This is a genomic window from Kitasatospora sp. NPDC057940 (assembly GCF_042887425.1).
Classification (GTDB): domain Bacteria; phylum Actinomycetota; class Actinomycetes; order Streptomycetales; family Streptomycetaceae; genus Kitasatospora.
In genome coordinates this window covers 81,654-97,286 of record NZ_JBHVPH010000009.1, presented here as the reverse complement: position 1 = coordinate 97,286, position 15,633 = coordinate 81,654, and the positions used below count along the sequence as shown (strand labels likewise).

Genomic DNA, 15,633 nt, shown 5'->3' with positions numbered 1-15,633 from the left:
CCGAGGGCTCCCCCCACCAGGGCGCCACCACGGCCGCCCCCCACATCCGAGGATGCGAGCCATGCACCGGGCACTGATCGTCGTCGACGTGCAGAACGACTTCTGCGAGGGCGGCAGTCTGGCCGTCGCCGGCGGCGCCGAGGTGGCCGCCGCCATCACCGATCTGATCGCCGAGTCCTCCCCCGGCTACCAGCACATCCTCGCCACCCGCGACCACCACATCGACCCGGGCGACCACTTCTCCAGCGAGCCCGACTACGTCACCAGCTGGCCGGTGCACTGCGTGGCCGGCACCGAAGGCGTGGGCTTCCACCCCAACTTCGCCCCGTCCGTCATCTCCGGCGCGGTCGAGGCGGTCTTCGACAAGGGCGCCTACTCGGCGGCGTACAGCGGTTTCGAGGGGCTGGACGAGAACAACCGCGGCCTGGTGGAGTGGCTGCGCGAACGGCAGGTCGACGAGATCGACGTGGTCGGCATCGCCACCGACCACTGCGTCCGGGCCACCGCCCTGGACGCCGCCAGGGCCGGCTTCACCACCCGTGTCCTGCTCGACCTCACCGCCGGGGTCGCGCCGGCGACCACCACCGCCGCGCTCGCCGAACTGCGGGCCGCCGGGGTCGAGTTGGTCGGCGCCCCGGTGGTTCGGGCGTAGCCCCGGCTCCGGCTCCGGTTCGGGAGCGGCCCCGGCCCCGGACGCGGGTACCGGCGGATCCGGACCGGAGCTAACCGACCATCAACTCCACCACGTCCGAACCGCCCACCCGGTGGGCCTCGCGCAGTTCGGCGCCGATCGCGTCCCGGTCGGCCGCGAGCCGGGCGCCGGAGACGTACACCACCCGGATCCCCAGGTACTCCATCCGGTGCTGGCCGCCGCGCACCCAGGCGGCCTCGCCCTCGCTGACGCAGCGCAGGTCCGAGTCCACCTCCACGGCGACGCCCTGCTCCGGCCAGTAGAGGTCCGGGACGGCGATGTACGTGCCGCCGCGCATCCGCAGCTCGGGGCCGACCAGCGGGACGGGCAGCAGGCACTCGTCCACCAGTTCGCCGACCCGCTCCAGGACGAAGTCCCGCTCACCGGCCAGCAGTTCGTCCAGGGCGGCGCGCACCCCGGGCTCGCCGGTCAGCCCGGAATCGGTCAGCTCGGAGGCCAACTCCCGTACGGTGCAGGGGCCTTCTGGCCGCGAGACGGACTCGCGCAGCAGCTCCCGCACCGGCACCGGGGCGCCACCCTCCTCCGCGGTCCACTCGCACAGCGCGTCCGCGACCGCCCGGGCGACCGGCGCGCAGGCCAGCCCGTGCACCGATCGGGCCACCAACTCCCGTTCGGTGCGCCGGATCCGCACCTCTCCGGCGTCCTTCAGTCGGCGCTGGCGGGGCACCAGGACGTCCACCCCGGTCACCGCCGGCAGCCGGGGCACCGCGGCGAAGCCGTACAGCGCGAGCGCGGCCGCACCGGTGATCACCGCGCCCTCGCGGCGGCCCTCCTCGCGACCGTTCTGCGCCGCGTACAGCAGGGCGGCCCACATCCGCTGCTCCGGGGTCGGCCCGTCGGACTGCAGCAGGTACACCCGGGGCAGCAGCCGCCGCCAGGGCCCGCCGCGACGGCAGTGCTCGGTGATGACCCGGGCCGGCACGCCCCGGGCGCGCAACTGGCTCGCGGTGACGACGTTCTGTTGACGCTTCGCCAGCTCCTCCAGGGACGGCGGCGGCGTGGGAATCCGGTAGCTCATGCGGACACCATCCCCAACCGCTCCGACCCGCCACCGGCCACCTGACGCACTGTTACCCAACCGTCGCGAAACCGGGATCAGCTCGCACTAAAGTCCCCATACCCTCACTCAATCGGAGTAATTGACGGTCGTCAGGTTGTCATATCTGATCGAAACCGATCGCCCACCAGGCCGCCTGACCCAGAGTGACCAAAGGCATACGCCGGGAGACCCTTCAGGCGTCAAACCCGCCCCGGGAATTGCCTAGGCTTGCGTCATGTCACGTGACGAGACCGCCGGCCTCCGCGCGGCCCAGCTCCGCCTTGGCCGTCTGCCCGGATACGTCCGCCGCCCGGACCCGGCCCGCCGCAGCGGCGAACAGGGCCATACGTACAAGAAGGGCTGGGAGGTCCGCTTCACCGCCCGCAGCGAGGCCGAGATAGCCGAGATCCGCGACCTCGTGGTCGCCGCCGGGTTCGCCCCGGCCAGACCCTTCTTCAAAGGCCACCAGCTCATCCAGCCGGTCTACGGCATGGCCGCCGTCCAGGCCTACCTGGCCGCGAGACAGGCGGCCGAGGAACACGCCGCCCGCACCGCGCTCGGCCGCCGCCGACGAACCGCCGGCGGACACCCCGCCACCGGACACCCCACCGGCGCCGCACACCCCGCCACCACCGGGCACCCCGGCAGCGCCGCGCACCGGTGCGAACGCGAGGAGGCCCCCGCCGAGGCCGCTGCGGCCGCCCAACTCGCCCGGCGGCGGGCCATCGAGTCCTTCCCCGCCCAGGTCGAACGGAGCAGCGCCGTCGACGACCGCCTCTCCCCGACGGAGGCCCGACCGCAGTCCTGACGGCAGACCACCCCACCCGCGCCTCGGCCCCCGGGCCTGACGGCCCCAGGCCGCCGAGGCGTGGCCGACGTGCACGGTGGCGGCCAGCAGGCGCGGGACCGCCCGGATCAGCGCCTGCTCCGCCCCCTCGGCCACCCGGTGCGCCGCCGCCACGGCGAGCGCACCGCCCACCATCACCGCCGCCTCTGCCCGCCACGCCCGCCTCGCACCCACCGCCCACACCCGGGCCGCGCGCCCCCGGTGGAGACATGCACGGCGGCGCCCATCCGGCCCGTCACGCCACGCCGGTGCGGGCGCGACCGAAGGTGTGGTTGCGCGGATGGTTGTGCGGCCGCAGCTTCGCGCCCTGGGCGTGGACGCCAGCCTCCATAAGCCCTACGGTGGCACATCAACCGTCCTGCAACCACGGCCCTTCTGCACCCCCTGACCAGCCGCGACGCGCTCGCAACTACGCCCCCCGCACCACTGCGCCACCCTCCCCCACCGATCCCCCGCCCGGCCGCCCCACCACCGCCACACCACCGCGCCCCACCGGTCGACACCGGAACCGGCCGAGCGGCGGCGGGTTCCGGGCATTCAATCCGATTGGTAACCCAGCGCACCGAGGGCATATCGTAGAGTGAGCGCAGATGATCGACCGTCAGCTACCCATCTCCCTTTCCGAGAAGCCGAGATGACCAACCGTCACGCGAGTTCCGCCGAGCCGCCCCCGAGGCCCGGTGAACCGGAGGACGTACCACTGGAGTTCGCCGCCTTCTGCGAACTCCACCGCCCCCGGTACCTCAGCTACGCCCGGGTGTGGCTGACCGAGCACAGCAGCGCGGCCACCGCCGTCCAACAGGCGTTCGCCGAAATCGCCGTGCAATGGCGTGAGTTGCTGGGAAGCTCCAACCCCACCGCGAACGCCTGGCAGATCCTGCGCAGCACCGTCGCCGACCACACCCGGCACGTGCCCGCCGCACCGGACCGCCACCCCGCCGACGACGACCTGGCGATCCTGCACTACGTCGTCGGCCTCGCCGCCCCCGAGATCGCCGACGTCATCGGCACCGACACCGCCAGCGTCGCCGGCCGACTCCGGCGCACCATGCTGTGGGAGGCCTCCGGCTGGTGAGCCCCTCAGACCCGCTCACCCGTCACGTCGAACAAGTGATGCACCGGGTCGTGGATCAGATAACGGGCGAACGACTCCACCGTGAACCGCGCCCCGTCACCACGGCCCCCGGTCCGCCCCCACTGCTCGCCCGCCACCCGCCCGAACGCCGCCGCCAGCGCCTCCCCGGCCGCCGCCAACTCCCCGGCCACCACCGCCGGCACCTGCTCCCCGTACCGCTCGGCGACCGCCGTCTCGTCCTGGTCCCAGTTCGGGAACAGCGGGTCGACCTCGGCCAGCATCAGGTCCAACCGGACCCGGAACAGCCGGAACACGTCCCGGACATGGCACGCGTACTCCAGCCCCGACCACACCCCCGGCCGCGGCCGCCGCCGCAAACCCTCCTCGGCCCCGGCCAACAACCCCACCCAGGCCTCCGCATTGGCCCGGACCATCCCGGCGACGTCCTCCCGCACCACCGCCGGAACGTCCAGCCCACAATCCGGACACGCGCGTTCCAACACCCACGTCCAGTCCTTGCCGTCCGGAACGACCACACCCACCGGATCCACGCCACGCTCAGAAGCACTCATGGCCCCAGCATGGCCACCCCACCACCCGCCCCACCAGCGGCAAGGACGCCAACCGTCACCAAAATGCTGCCACCCCGCCCGCAGCACTCAGCCGCCCGCACCCCTACGCCGCCGCACCCGCACCACCCACACCACGACCGCCACCACCCCGCCGACCAGCACCCCCCACAACGCCACCCCCACCGCAACCCCGACCCCGAACCAGCCGCCCCCACCAGCCCCACCGGCCCCAGCCGCAGGCACCACGGCCTCGCCACCCGGCGGCTCCGTCACCCCGTCCCCCGCAGCCCCCTGCGACTCCGCCCGCCCCACCAACGGATTCTCCCGGGACCCGCCGTCCACCCCCGGATCGGCCTCCAACGCCTTCGCCGGCGCCAGCACCCCGAAGCCGTACCTGCTCCCCGGCACCGCCGACCCGTCCTGCGGCGGCGTGGCAGTCCTGATCATCCGATTGATCACCTGCCCCGCCGAAAGCTCCGGATACTTCGCCCGGATCAACGCGGCGGTGGCGGAGACGTAGGCCACGCCATCGGAGGTCCCCTGGCTGATGCCATAGCTCGAAGTGGACTTCACCGACGCGTGGTAGATCTCCACTCCTGGGGCTGCCAGTGTGGTTTCGGGTCCAGCAGTCGCTTTACTCCACAGCTTCCCCTGCTCGTCGACCGCGGTCACGGCGACCACACCTGGGAATGCGGCGGGGTACTCGACGGAGTTGCTTTCACCGTTCCCGGTGGCTCCGACGAGGACGACGTCCTTGGACACCGCATAGTCGATCGCCGCACGAGCCCGTGAATCGAGCCCTGAGTACCCGCCGATCGACATGTTGATGACCTTCGCGCCATGGTCGGTCGCATACCGCACGGCAAGCGCGATGTCGGACTGGTCGAGTTGCGGAGATTCGCCATTGGTCCTGATCCGCACCGGAAGAATCTTGGCCTTCGGCGCAAGACCTACGACTCCGGCCTGGTTTCCATGCCCGTGACCCGCGATAAGACTTGCGATGCCGGTCCCATGGCCGAGCGAGTCGGTCCTGCCATCGGATCCCGCTCCGGAGAAGTCAGCACCGGGCAACACTTGTCCCGTCAGGTCTTGGTGATCCGGCATCACCCCGCTGTCGACAACCGCGACGACAACACCCTCACCCTGGCTCTGGGGCCAGATCCGTCGCTCGACGTCGAAGGTGCGCAGCACCCACTGCGAGTCCCGGACCTGGTCAGCCGCCGCAGGAGAAGCGGCTACCCCCCACAGCACCGCCCCGGCAATCAGTACGCCCGCGCTGCGTACCAGTCGGCCACTCGACAAGTTCACCCCAGTCAGCGATTCGCCCCCAGGCTCTCCGTCCTCCGGGACATCTGGATCGTTCTTTCAGTACATCGGCGGAGATCATTCATTCCACCACGTTCGGATTGACCTGCTTGTCCGACTCCCAGGTCTCGGCGTCTTCGACAAGGTAGTCGGGCCGTTTGCCGCCCTTCTCCTTGTCACTCCTACTGCGCCGGCCGTCCCCCATTCCCACCAGCGGGCCCATACCGCCCGTCGTTCCCGACCCGGGCTCACCCCTGACCCGGTTCCGCGCTCCGAGCCCGGAGCCTCCTTCGGTGAAGGCCTGTCGACCACCCTCACGTTCTCCTGGACGACCGCCTCCTCCGACGACGCCACCGGACCGGCCTGGGAAGCTGCTTTCGAACCTACCGTCCGGAGCCGCTCGACCGACCGCTTCGAGGCGGCCCTCCACTGCACCTGTGCTTGGAGGCCTCCCCGTTCGTTGTGCCGGACCGGCCATCTCGTTCTCCCGGCCGATCACGCCCTTGGCAGCGGCCTCACGACCGATCTCGTAGCCACCCGCACCGACCACCTGCCCTTGGGGCCCCTTCGGCACTCCAGGACCGTCGCCTGGCGTCACGGGGAACGAACTGCTGGCAGGTGCGCCACCCGCGCTCGGAGCCGTTCCCGTTGGTGTGGCATCGATACCGGTTCCGATTCCAGGTCCGACACCCGATCCCAGAACTTCCCCACTCGCGGCACCGGAAACAGCATGGTGCCCGGATAGCAGCGGCTTGGGCTCCACTTGCGCGGTTCCTCCCCTGATCCCGGCGTCGGTCGGTACCACCGTCCTGATCACGTTCGAACGTGGTGCTGTGGACTTCCCGACGGACTTCCGGGCCTGCGGCGCCGAACCAGCCCCCCTCGCCGAAGCCACTCGGTCACCGGAGACGACCGCACCGGCCATCGCGGCACCCGCCGCTGCGGCCGAACCATCGGGCTCGGAATTGGTTGGCGCATCTCTGTCCTCGTTGCGAACAGGACTTTTCGCCGGGGTTCCCGGTGGGGGTGGTGGCTTCAGGGTGGGGGTGGCGATGCGGTAGTGCATGGCGAGGGTTTGCATGACGGTGGCGGCTTCGGCTTTTCGGCGGTCGGCGACGGGGATGTGTTCGTCGTCGCCGCCGAAGACGGAGGAGACGCCGTCGCCGACGGTGTCCTTGACCTTTTCCCAGGTGCTGGGTTCCTCGGGCATGTCGCGTTTGGCCTTGGCGATGGCCTCGGACATGTTGTGGAGGGTGTTGGCCGCGTCGTTGGCGTAGGAGGCGGCGTTGTTGATGCTGTCGGCGAGGTGGAGCATGCGGGTGTGGAAGGCGTCGCTGGTGGTGCCTTCCCAGGTGACGGCGGCTTCGGTGCTGGCCCGGGTGAGGGTGGCGCGGATGGCCTTGAGGGTGTCGGCGGCGTGGCGCCAGGGGTCGCCGGCGGCCATGACTTCGCCGGGGTTGAGGGCCTGGGCCATGGCGCGGAGTTGGGCGTGGCTGTAGGTGGTGAAGTCGGTGTAGGCCATGGGGGGTTCGCCTCCGTTCGGGCTCGGCCGGTGGTGGCCGGGGGTCAGGGGGCGGGTGGGGCGACGGTGCGCTCGTAGGCGGCCTTGCTGCCGGCGGAGGGGTTGGCGACGGACCAGCCGTCGTCGCCGAGTTCGAGTTTCTTCGCGGTGTGCCGGTCGTGTTCCTCGTAGCTGGTGGCGGTGAGTTCGGCGTTCTTCTGGGCTTCGTCGACGGCTTGTTGGAGTTGGTCGAGGACGTCGCGCAGGCCGTCGCGCATGGTGTTGTAGCGGTTGTGGATCTCGGTGGCTTCGGCGAAGGTGCCGAAGGCGGTCCTGCCGATGCCGCTGCGTCCGTGGGTGCCGGTGCCATCGGCGTGGTGCTGGAATTCGGCGAGGAGGAGCCGGACTTGGGCGGCGAAGGCGCGGAGTTGTTCGACCTCGACGCGGTAGCCCCGGCCGGCGCCTCCGGTCGTGCCGGTTCCTGTTGCCACTTCGGCGCCTCCCCCGTGCGTCCGTGGGTCGCTGCCGGGGTGGGGCCCCGGTGTCTCATGTCTAACACACGGGGCCCGAATTCCGCCTGGTACCTGGTCAGTTCGCAGGCGTCCTGGCGTGGAGGGCGTCGGCGAGGGCGCGGCGGCAGAGGGAGTCGGCGTGCCGGGTGGTTTCGGGGAGCCGGTAGTGGGGGGCGAGTTGGAGGGTGGTGCGGACGGCGGTGTCGAGGCTGATGCGGTGGCCGATGGAGACGTAGACGGGTTTGACGCCGGGCCGGGTGCGGAGGGCGCGGCCGACTTCTTCGCCGGTGGCGGGGTCGGTGAGCGGGGTGGTGGAGCCGCGGGGGGTGTCGGGGTCGTGGTGGTGGAAGGTGAAGGGGGTTTTGGCGACGCCGAGGGTGCGCAGGCCGGTGAGGACGCCGAGGTGGCTGGCGAGGCCGAGGCGGCGGGGGTGGGCGAGGCCGTAGCCGTCGCAGACGACGGTGTCGGGGGTGCGGGTGAGGGCGGCGAGGGCGTCGAGGACGGCGGGGAGTTCGCGGAAGGCGAGCAGTCCGGGGGTGTAGGGGAAGGGGATGCGGCCGACGGCGGTGGACTGTTCGACGACGGCGAGGGTGTCGTGGTCGAGGAGGACGGCTGCGGCGGCGACGAGGTCGTGTTCGTCGTCGTAGGCGACGTCGACGCCGGCGATGAGCCGCCCGACCCCGCCACCGCCGCCGGAACCGGAACCTGAGCCTGAGCCGGAACCGTCGGGGTCGTCGGAGTCGTGGGTCTGGACGAGGGGGCGCAGGCGTTCCTGTTCGGCGAGTGCCTGGGCTTCGGTGGTGGGCCAGTCGGCGGGGATGGGCACGGGTGTTCCCCCGGGTGGGTGGGGCGGGCGCGGTCGGGTTCACCGTACCGAGGGGCGGACGACCCCGGGGTGAGCCTGTGCGCCCCCCGTGCTCCCGGTCCGGCGGGTTAGCCTGGACTTACCGAACTCCCTTGCCGGGCAGCACTTCTGGGACCGGCGCCATTCCCGCTCGTTCCCCCCGACGTGCGAAGGACCCCCCGCCATGCCGCGTCCGTCCGCTGCCCAGTACTGCCTCGGCTCGTTCACCGTCGTCGCCGCCACCGTGGCGCTGCTGGCCGTTTCGGGCGCCTCGGGCGTCCTGGAGGTCGCGGTGCTGGAGGGGTTCGCGCTGGCGCTCGGCACCGTGGTGACGGTGTTGTCGCTTGCCGTGTCCGGCCGGTCGGCGGCGAGGTCGGGAGCGGCCTCCCCGGCCCCGGCCGGACACGAGTACGCCCGGCAGCGCTAGCAAGCCAGTCCGCCGCCGGGCGCCCGCGGCCCGCTCGACCGGTCAGTCGGTGGTGACCACCACGGTCTTCGCGGCCTTGTCGTGGATGCACTGCCGGTAGGGCTTGTCGAAGACGCCGAACATCCCGTCGATGATCCACCAGAAGGCGGCGCAGCAGATCACGGCCGGGAGGATGTAGACGGCCGCGCGGGTCCAGGCGGCGCTCTGGGTGGGCTTGTTGCCGTCGATCAGCATGGCGACGCGGACGTGCATCGCCTTCTTTCCGAGGGTCTGGCCGTCCCGGCCGAGCATCAGGCCCTCGTAGAGGAGGTAGATGCCGCAGCCGAGCCAGAACGCGCCGACCTCGCCGGAGCGGTTGCTGAAGTCCGCGAAGGGGGCCACCACGATCACGGCGACGGCCTGGACGAGGAGGTAGTCGATCAGGCGGGCGACGATGCGCCTGGGCCAGCTGCCGATCGGCGGCATGCCGGGGACGGGTCCGGCGCCGGGGGTTCCGTAGCCGGTGGGGCCGTAGCCGGGCGGGGGCTGGTCGTAGGGGCTCTGGCCGTAGGGGCTGCCGCCGGGCGGGCTCTGACCGCCGGTCGGGCCGCCGTAGGTGCCGCCGTACGCGCCGGGGCCGTCGGACGGGGTGCCGGAGGTGCCGTCGGACGGGCCGCCGGCGGGCGGCGGGGCGGACGGCGGGTTCGGGTCCGACGGCGGGTTCGGGTTCGACGGCGGGTTCGGGTTCGACGGCCGGTCTTCCGGCGTGCCGCCGCCCGGCTGCGGGGGCTGCTTGTCGAAGGAGGGCTGGCCGCCCCCCTCCGGCTGGGAGCCTGAGGGGTCGTGAGTGCTCATCCGTCGAGTAGAACATCACACATTCTCGCCTTTTGGGACATTCTGTCCGTTTTGCTGCCAGGGCCGGACGGCGCCTCCGCTCCGGATGATGCCTGCGCGCCGGGAGCCGGCCGCCACGCCGGGAGGCCTCAGCCGCGGACCACCCGGGTGCGGGCGGCCCGGTCCTGCCAGCCTCGCCGGGCCGGGCGGTCGAACACGGGCCAGACCAGGCCGACGAGCAGCAGCAGGCCGAGCTGCCGCACGGCCCACCGGAGCAGCGAGCGGCCGAGGCTCAGCCTGGTCCGGGCGGCGGGGGCGGCGGCGTCCGCCACCCGGATCCGGGCCAGCCGTTTGCCGAAGGTCTGGCCGGTGCGGGCGGTCGGCAGCACCTCGTAGAGCAGGCTGACGAAGAGCAGGATGCCGAGCAGGACCGCGACCTTGCCCAGCACCACGTCGTCCACCAGCCAGACCTGGACCTGACGCCGGGTGAGGGAACTGGCCATCCTGGCCTGGTCGAGCTTCTGCTGGAGGTGCTCGGACGCGGAGCGGCCGAGCGGGATTCCGGCGGCGACGGCGACCACGAGGAGTACGACGGTGTCCACGGCGCGCGCGGCCAGCCGGCGTCCGAGCCCGGCGGGCGTCGCGGAAGCGGGCACGGTGGGGGCGGGCACCGTGGGGGCAGGCTCGGCCGGGGCGGGTCGGCGCCGCGCGACGGCCTCCCGGGCCGGGCGCACGACCGGCAGCGACCCGGCGGGCGCGGCAGGCGCGGGAGCCCGGCCCTGGGCCCGGACCGGAACCGCTCCCGCGGCGACCGGCGCGGCCGGGGCCGGTACGGCGGGCTCGGACGCGGGCTCGACGGCACGCCCGGCCCCGCGCACAGCCGCCGGAACGGGCGCCGCGACGGGCGACGGCGCCTCCCGCACCGCCACCGCCGCCGGGACGGTCGCGGGCGCTCCGGAGGCGGCGGCCACCTCCGCCCCGACCGAAGCGGCGGCCGGCATGCCGGCCGAAGCCCGGACCGGAAAAGCAACCGAAGCGCGGACCTGCCTCGCGCGCCCCTCTTCCTCATCGGGCGCCCCCGAAAGCACCCCCCAGGAGATCCGGTGCGGCTCGCCATCCGCTTCCATCAGCCCCCGCTGCGCCGGCGGAACGGCCTGCCAGCCAGGCTCCTCCACCTCGCCCTGGCCGGCCGCACCCCCGACCGCCGAAACCTCGACCACCGGTTCGCCATGGACCTCTTCGCCTAGGACCGGCTCGTCGAAGACCGCCTCCTCGAAGACCGGCACCTCGACCGCCGCCGCCGGCTCCGGCCCGGACGCCCCAGCCACCCCGGACGCCTCAGGGTTCGCGGACGTCTCCGGCTCCCCGACCGTCCGGAACACCGGCCCGCCGATCACCTCCGCCGCCCGCGACCCGAGGACGAACTTCGCCCCGCCCGTGGTCTGGTCGAAGTACACCGGCCCGGTGTCCCCGCCCCCGCCGCGCGCGGTCCCGCCCCAGGACGGCTCCGGGGCCACCGCCTCCGGACCGGCCGCCTCCGGCACCGCCGGTGGCGGCACCGCCCGCGCCGCCCCCGCCGCACCGGCGGCGGGCCGCCGGGACGCGAACCGGGGCGGATCCAGCACCTCGCCCTCGGCGGGTGCGAGCCGACTGGTGCCCGGCACCCAGGCCGAGCCGCCCCAGTACCGGACGAAGCCGGGGATGGAGGGGTCGGGGTAGTAGCCCGGCTCGGGTCCGACGGCCGAGTCGCCGGCGCCGGCGAAGGGGCGGTCCGTCATGGGGTCTTCTCTCCTGGCGGGTCCTGGCGGGGCCGACACGGCACGCCCGCCCGGCGCACCCGCGAGCCGCCCGGCGCACGTGGGTGGGGGGCACCGCCGGTAGGCGGACAGTCGCCGGACAGTCACAAAGGGTAGTGCCTCGTCGCGGTGCCGACGGAAAGTTGGTCAATCACCGGACAGCGGAGGGCCCTCCGGGGTAAGGGCGGCCGAACCGCCCCGGCGCGCGACGGGCGTCCGCGCGCCAGGATCCCCACCAGTCACCACCCTCCGCCTCACCGCCCCTCGTCGAACTTCCCGAAGAAATCCCGGAAACGTGTGTAAGAGCCGGCGCGGACCGCCCTCTCAAAGGTCACCGGGCCCGGAACCGGGCAGGAACCCAAGGCAGAGAGGAAGACGATCATGGAGCGCCCCACCAGCGTGGTCGAGCACGAACTGGAGCTGAACCTGGTGCTCTCCCCCGAGCACAGCGTCCCCGTCCCGGCCCGGCTGTCCTACGGCAGCCACGACCCGTACGCGGTGCACATCACCTTCCACCTGGACACCGGCTCCCCGGTGACCTGGGTGTTCGCCCGCGAGCTGCTGGTCGAGGGCACCTTCCGGCCGTGCGGCCAGGGCGACGTGCGGATCTGGCCGACCCGCTCGGGCCGGCGCAGCGTGCTCTGCCTGGCGCTGAGCTCCCCGGCCGGCGACGCCCTGCTGGAGGCGCCGCTGCCGGTCGTCGCGGCCTGGCTGGAGCGGGCCCACCGGCTGGTCCCGCCAGGCAGCGAGCTGGCCGCGCTGGACATGGACGGCTCGCTCGCGGACCTGCTTGCGTGAGCACGCGCAGGACCACCAGCACGCGCAGGACCACCAGCACGCGCACGACCGCGAACGCACCGGCCGGCCACAGCGCGCACCCGGCCGGGACCGCGCGACGCGACGGGAGCCGCGCCCCCGCCGGCTCAGCGGGCCGCGGGGGCCTGCTGACGGCCGCGGGTGGCGTCCGGGCCACCGCCGTCGCGCTGTCCGGGCAGCCGGACCAGCGGGGCCCCGGCGGAGCGTCGCCGGGCCCTTATCCGGATGGCGGCGGCGAGCAGGAAGCAGAGCCCGACCCACGGGTAGACCGAGGTCGGCAGCTGGCGCAGCGGCCCCATGTGGAGGACGGCCGGCCCGAGCGGCTTGGCGGCCCACATCGCGAAGGAGAGGAACGCGAGCAGCGTCGCCCAGAAGGCGGCCCGCCAGCGCAGCCGGCGGACGCCGGCCGGGCGGGCGTGCTCGACGGAGGCCTCGGTGGCGAGCAGGACGAGCACCGGCACGCACCAGACCCAGTGGTGGGTCCAGCTGATCGGTGAGATCAGCACGGCGGTGACGGCGGCGCAGCAGACGCCCCAGGCCTCGGCCCGGGGCAGCCAGCGGGCGCTGCGGTGGGCCCAGGCGGCGACGGCGAGGCCGGCCACCGCGACCAGGCCGGCCGCGAGGGTGGCGAGGGTGCCGGGGTCGGCGGTGTGCAGCAGCCGGGCGAGGGCGCCGCGCAGCGACTGGTTGTCGACGATCTCGGTCTTGCCGACCCGGGAGGAGTCGTAGAGGTACTTGGTCCAGAAGCCCCAGGTGGCGTCGGGCAGGAAGACGGCGCCGATCAGGAAGGTGCCGAGGAAGGTGAGGCCGGCCACGAAGGCGGCCCGGACCCGGCCGGTGATCAGCAGGTAGACGGCGAACAGGCCGGGGGTGAGCTTGAGGCCGGCGGCGATGCCGATCGCCATGCCCTTGCTGCGGCGGGCGTCCGAACGGGTGAGGTCCCAGAGGATCAGGCAGGCGAGCGCGAGGTTGATCTGGCCGTACCGGAGCGTGGTGAAGACGGGTTCGAGCCAGACGCCGAGGCCGGTCACCAGGATGACGCCGATCGGCCGCAGTTCGCGGCGCGGCCAGCCGACCAGCTTGAAGGACAGGTGGGTCAGCAGGGCGAGCAGCCCGAGGTTGCCGAGAGTGATCGCCACCCGGAGGAACGGGACCGGGAACCAGGTGGTGGGCACGAACAGCATGGCCGCGAACGGAGGGTAGGTCGCGGGCAGGTTCCACTCGGTGACGCGCAGTGCGTAGAGGTCGGTGCCGTTGGCCACGGCGGCGCCCTCGGCCCGGTAGACGATCATGTCGACCATCGAGGTGTTGACGAAGTGGCGGACCACCGCGTACACGACCAGGGACAGGAGCGCCAGGGCCGAGGCGGCCAGCAGCGGTCGGCGGGGGGCCTCGCGCAGCGCGCGGACGGGGGCGCCGAGCGCGGTCCGCAGCCGGTCCGACAGGGGGGCGGGCGCGGGGTCGGGTGCGGTCCGCACCGGGCTCCGCTCGTCTTGCACCGCTGTCACCAGTCCACTCCGTCCACCGCTCGACCAATCGCCGACGATACCGGATGCGGGCCGCCCGGGCCTGGGCACAGGCGGTCACGCAAGGTGACGAATGGGCCCCGACCGGCCGTACTCCGTTGCGGGCGGAGTACGGACGGCCGGGGCGACCCGGCGAAGGGCCCAGGGCCTCAGCGACCTCAGGGGCCCAGGGCCTCAGGGACTCAGCGGCCCCAGCGGCCCCGCGCCTCAGCCCGTGTAGGCGCCGAGGGCCCGGGTGAAGTCCAGCGGCTGCTGGACGATGCTGCTGCAGCTGGCATCGGCGTAGGCCTTGGCCCCGCCGTCGCAGGCCTTGTCCCGGGTGCCGGACCACATGGCCAGCCAGGCGAGGTGCCTGGACGCCGCGAAGTCGGCGAGCTGCTTGGCGTCGGCGACGGTGAAGACCTCGCTGGCGACGTCGTTGACGCCGATCATCGGGGTCACGGCGACCTTGCGCCAGGCGGCCGCGTCGTCCAGTCCGAGCACGCTCTTGACCTGGGCCTGGGTGGCGGTGGCCGCGGCGATCGCGTACTTGCCCATCTGGCCCTGCGGGTTCGGGGCGACGCCGTCGCCGAAGTCCATGGCCATGATGTTGACCGCGCCGATCGCGACACCGTTGTTCTTGGCGTCGGCGACCAGGTTGACGCCCTCCTGGGTCAGGCCAGAGGGCAGCGCGGGCAGTGTGAAGGAGACGTCGAGCGCCTTGCCCTTGGCGGCGGCGTTCTTCTGCAGCTGGGCGATGGCCTGGGCGCGGCGGGTGTTGGCGGCGGTGTTGGCGATCGCGCCGCCCTCGACGTCGAAGTCGAGCCTGGTCAGGCCGTAGGCGTCGACGGTCTTCTGGTAGACGGCGGCCAGGTCGGCGGTGGAGCCGCAGGCGAGGGCCAGCTCGCTGCCGTTGGCGCCGCCGAAGGAGACCCGGACGTCGCCGCCGATCGCCCGCAGGGCGCCGATCTGGGCGGCCACCGCGTCGGCGGAGAGGTCGCTGACGCCGCCCCACTTGGGCTGGCAGCCGCCGCCGGACACCACGAAGGCGAGGGTGTAGTTCTTGACCCCGGTGGCCTTGGCGGTGGCGACCAGGTCGTACGGCGGGTAGAGCGAGGTGTCGACGTACGGGGCGAAGCCGGCCCCGGCACCGGCCGGGGGTACGGGCACACCGGTCGCCGTGGGGGTGGCGGTCGGGGTGGGGGTCGGCGCCGGGGTGGTCGGCTTCGCCGTGGGGGTGGCACTCGCGGTCCCCGTGGGGGAGGGGGCCGCGGTGCCGGTCCCGGTCGGCTTGGGAGTGGTCGACACCGGAGCGGTCGGCACCGGAGCGGTCGGCACGGGGCCGGTCGACACCGGACCGGTCGGCGCGGTGGTGGTGGGGCGGCCCGAGGGGGTGGGCGCGGTGCCGTCACCGGCCTTGCAGGAGGTGTTGTTGATCAGGCAGTTGCCGGGCTCGGCCTGCGCGGCGCCGGCGCCCTGGGCGACGAAGCCGACCACCACGCTCCTGCCGGGCTCCAGCCGCTTGCTCCACGCCTCCGGCTTGACGGTGACGTGCTGGCCGGCGGCGGTGAAGGTGGCGTTCCAGAGCGAGTCGATCTTCGCGCCGGCCGGAAGGTCGAAGCTGAGCGTCCAGTCCTCGATCGGGCCGCTGTCCGGGTTGGTGACCAGGTACTGGCCGGTGTAGCCGGAGTCCCAGCTGCTGGTCCGGCTGTAGACGGCGCCGAGCGAGGCGGCGCTGGCCGAGGAGGCGAGGACGACGACACCGCCCGCGACCAGGGCGGCGGCGACCGCCGAGGCCCCGACGATCGCGCCCTTGCGGCTGCGCCTGCGGCGGCCGGGGCGGCGGTTGGGCTGGGTGGTCATGGCGCG

The 15,633-nt window shown here is 73.2% G+C and carries 15 protein-coding genes; 5 read left to right on the top strand and 10 right to left on the bottom strand.

What is annotated here, in order from left to right:
* Positions 1 to 61: 61 nt before the first annotated feature.
* Entirely contained in the window at positions 62 to 652 is a 591-nt protein-coding gene (locus ACFVTF_RS16855; RefSeq protein ID WP_387814217.1) for an isochorismatase family protein, read from the top strand.
* Between the two features lie 70 nt (positions 653 to 722).
* Here ACFVTF_RS16855 and ACFVTF_RS16850 read toward each other — a convergent pair whose 3' ends face one another.
* The gene (locus ACFVTF_RS16850; protein WP_387814215.1) at positions 723 to 1,730 is read right to left on the bottom strand and encodes a hypothetical protein; all 1,008 of its coding nucleotides are present in this window, start codon (positions 1,728 to 1,730) and stop codon (positions 723 to 725) included.
* A 256-nt stretch (positions 1,731 to 1,986) separates the two neighbouring features.
* On the opposite strand from ACFVTF_RS16850, the gene ACFVTF_RS16845 reads away from it, so the two are divergent.
* Positions 1,987 to 2,559: a hypothetical protein gene (locus ACFVTF_RS16845; RefSeq protein ID WP_387814213.1), complete on the top strand. Its 573-nt coding sequence runs from the start codon at positions 1,987 to 1,989 to the stop codon at positions 2,557 to 2,559.
* A gap of 673 nt (positions 2,560 to 3,232) precedes the next feature.
* Complete coding sequence (locus ACFVTF_RS16840; RefSeq protein ID WP_063349204.1) at positions 3,233 to 3,673, top strand: hypothetical protein; 441 nt, start codon at positions 3,233 to 3,235, stop codon at positions 3,671 to 3,673.
* Positions 3,674 to 3,678: 5 nt separating this feature from the next.
* On the opposite strand, the gene ACFVTF_RS16835 is transcribed toward ACFVTF_RS16840, so the two are convergent.
* From ACFVTF_RS16835 to ACFVTF_RS16815, 5 genes are all read right to left on the bottom strand, one after another.
* Entirely contained in the window at positions 3,679 to 4,245 is a 567-nt protein-coding gene (locus tag ACFVTF_RS16835; protein ID WP_387814211.1) for a DinB family protein, read from the bottom strand.
* Positions 4,246 to 4,332: 87 nt separating this feature from the next.
* On the bottom strand, positions 4,333 to 5,436 hold the full coding sequence (locus ACFVTF_RS16830) for a S8 family serine peptidase (protein ID WP_387814209.1): 1,104 nt from the start codon (positions 5,434 to 5,436) through the stop codon (positions 4,333 to 4,335).
* Between the two features lie 196 nt (positions 5,437 to 5,632).
* Complete coding sequence (locus ACFVTF_RS16825) at positions 5,633 to 7,072, bottom strand: hypothetical protein (RefSeq protein WP_387814207.1); 1,440 nt, start codon at positions 7,070 to 7,072, stop codon at positions 5,633 to 5,635.
* A 44-nt stretch (positions 7,073 to 7,116) separates the two neighbouring features.
* Positions 7,117 to 7,542, bottom strand: a complete 426-nt coding sequence (locus ACFVTF_RS16820; protein WP_387814205.1) for a hypothetical protein — start codon at positions 7,540 to 7,542, stop codon at positions 7,117 to 7,119.
* Between the two features lie 97 nt (positions 7,543 to 7,639).
* Complete coding sequence (locus ACFVTF_RS16815) at positions 7,640 to 8,389, bottom strand: endonuclease V (RefSeq protein ID WP_387814203.1); 750 nt, start codon at positions 8,387 to 8,389, stop codon at positions 7,640 to 7,642.
* A 202-nt stretch (positions 8,390 to 8,591) separates the two neighbouring features.
* Here ACFVTF_RS16815 and ACFVTF_RS16810 point away from each other — a divergent pair, with 202 nt between their 5' ends.
* A complete protein-coding gene (locus ACFVTF_RS16810; protein WP_371518675.1) occupies positions 8,592 to 8,834 on the top strand; it encodes a hypothetical protein in 243 nt (80 codons plus the stop codon).
* Positions 8,835 to 8,876: 42 nt separating this feature from the next.
* Here ACFVTF_RS16810 and ACFVTF_RS16805 read toward each other — a convergent pair whose 3' ends face one another.
* Complete coding sequence (locus tag ACFVTF_RS16805) at positions 8,877 to 9,668, bottom strand: RDD family protein (RefSeq protein WP_387814201.1); 792 nt, start codon at positions 9,666 to 9,668, stop codon at positions 8,877 to 8,879.
* Positions 9,669 to 9,796: 128 nt separating this feature from the next.
* Complete coding sequence (locus tag ACFVTF_RS16800; protein WP_387814199.1) at positions 9,797 to 11,425, bottom strand: RDD family protein; 1,629 nt, start codon at positions 11,423 to 11,425, stop codon at positions 9,797 to 9,799.
* A gap of 399 nt (positions 11,426 to 11,824) precedes the next feature.
* Between ACFVTF_RS16800 and ACFVTF_RS16795 the strand changes: the two genes are divergently transcribed.
* Complete coding sequence (locus ACFVTF_RS16795) at positions 11,825 to 12,241, top strand: SsgA family sporulation/cell division regulator (RefSeq protein WP_387814197.1); 417 nt, start codon at positions 11,825 to 11,827, stop codon at positions 12,239 to 12,241.
* A 125-nt stretch (positions 12,242 to 12,366) separates the two neighbouring features.
* Here ACFVTF_RS16795 and ACFVTF_RS16790 read toward each other — a convergent pair whose 3' ends face one another.
* Positions 12,367 to 13,767, bottom strand: coding sequence for a glycosyltransferase 87 family protein (locus tag ACFVTF_RS16790; RefSeq protein ID WP_387814195.1), 1,401 nt, complete (start codon positions 13,765 to 13,767; stop codon positions 12,367 to 12,369).
* 225 nt (positions 13,768 to 13,992) lie between these two features.
* Complete coding sequence (locus tag ACFVTF_RS16785; RefSeq protein WP_387814193.1) at positions 13,993 to 15,627, bottom strand: cellulose binding domain-containing protein; 1,635 nt, start codon at positions 15,625 to 15,627, stop codon at positions 13,993 to 13,995.
* Positions 15,628 to 15,633: the final 6 nt, after the last annotated feature.

Bases quoted from the DNA above. Each gene is read 5' to 3' on its own strand.
- ACFVTF_RS16855 (WP_387814217.1), top strand. From the start codon at position 62: ATGCACCGGGCACTGATCGTCGTCGACGTGCAGAACGACTTCTGCGAG.
- ACFVTF_RS16850 (WP_387814215.1), bottom strand. From the start codon at position 1,730: ATGAGCTACCGGATTCCCACGCCGCCGCCGTCCCTGGAGGAGCTGGCG.
- ACFVTF_RS16845 (WP_387814213.1), top strand. From the start codon at position 1,987: ATGTCACGTGACGAGACCGCCGGCCTCCGCGCGGCCCAGCTCCGCCTT.
- ACFVTF_RS16840 (WP_063349204.1), top strand. From the start codon at position 3,233: ATGACCAACCGTCACGCGAGTTCCGCCGAGCCGCCCCCGAGGCCCGGT.
- ACFVTF_RS16835 (WP_387814211.1), bottom strand. From the start codon at position 4,245: ATGAGTGCTTCTGAGCGTGGCGTGGATCCGGTGGGTGTGGTCGTTCCG.
- ACFVTF_RS16825 (WP_387814207.1), bottom strand. From the start codon at position 7,072: ATGGCCTACACCGACTTCACCACCTACAGCCACGCCCAACTCCGCGCC.
- ACFVTF_RS16810 (WP_371518675.1), top strand. From the start codon at position 8,592: ATGCCGCGTCCGTCCGCTGCCCAGTACTGCCTCGGCTCGTTCACCGTC.
- ACFVTF_RS16805 (WP_387814201.1), bottom strand. From the start codon at position 9,668: ATGAGCACTCACGACCCCTCAGGCTCCCAGCCGGAGGGGGGCGGCCAG.
- ACFVTF_RS16800 (WP_387814199.1), bottom strand. From the start codon at position 11,425: ATGACGGACCGCCCCTTCGCCGGCGCCGGCGACTCGGCCGTCGGACCC.
- ACFVTF_RS16795 (WP_387814197.1), top strand. From the start codon at position 11,825: ATGGAGCGCCCCACCAGCGTGGTCGAGCACGAACTGGAGCTGAACCTG.
- ACFVTF_RS16785 (WP_387814193.1), bottom strand. From the start codon at position 15,627: ATGACCACCCAGCCCAACCGCCGCCCCGGCCGCCGCAGGCGCAGCCGC.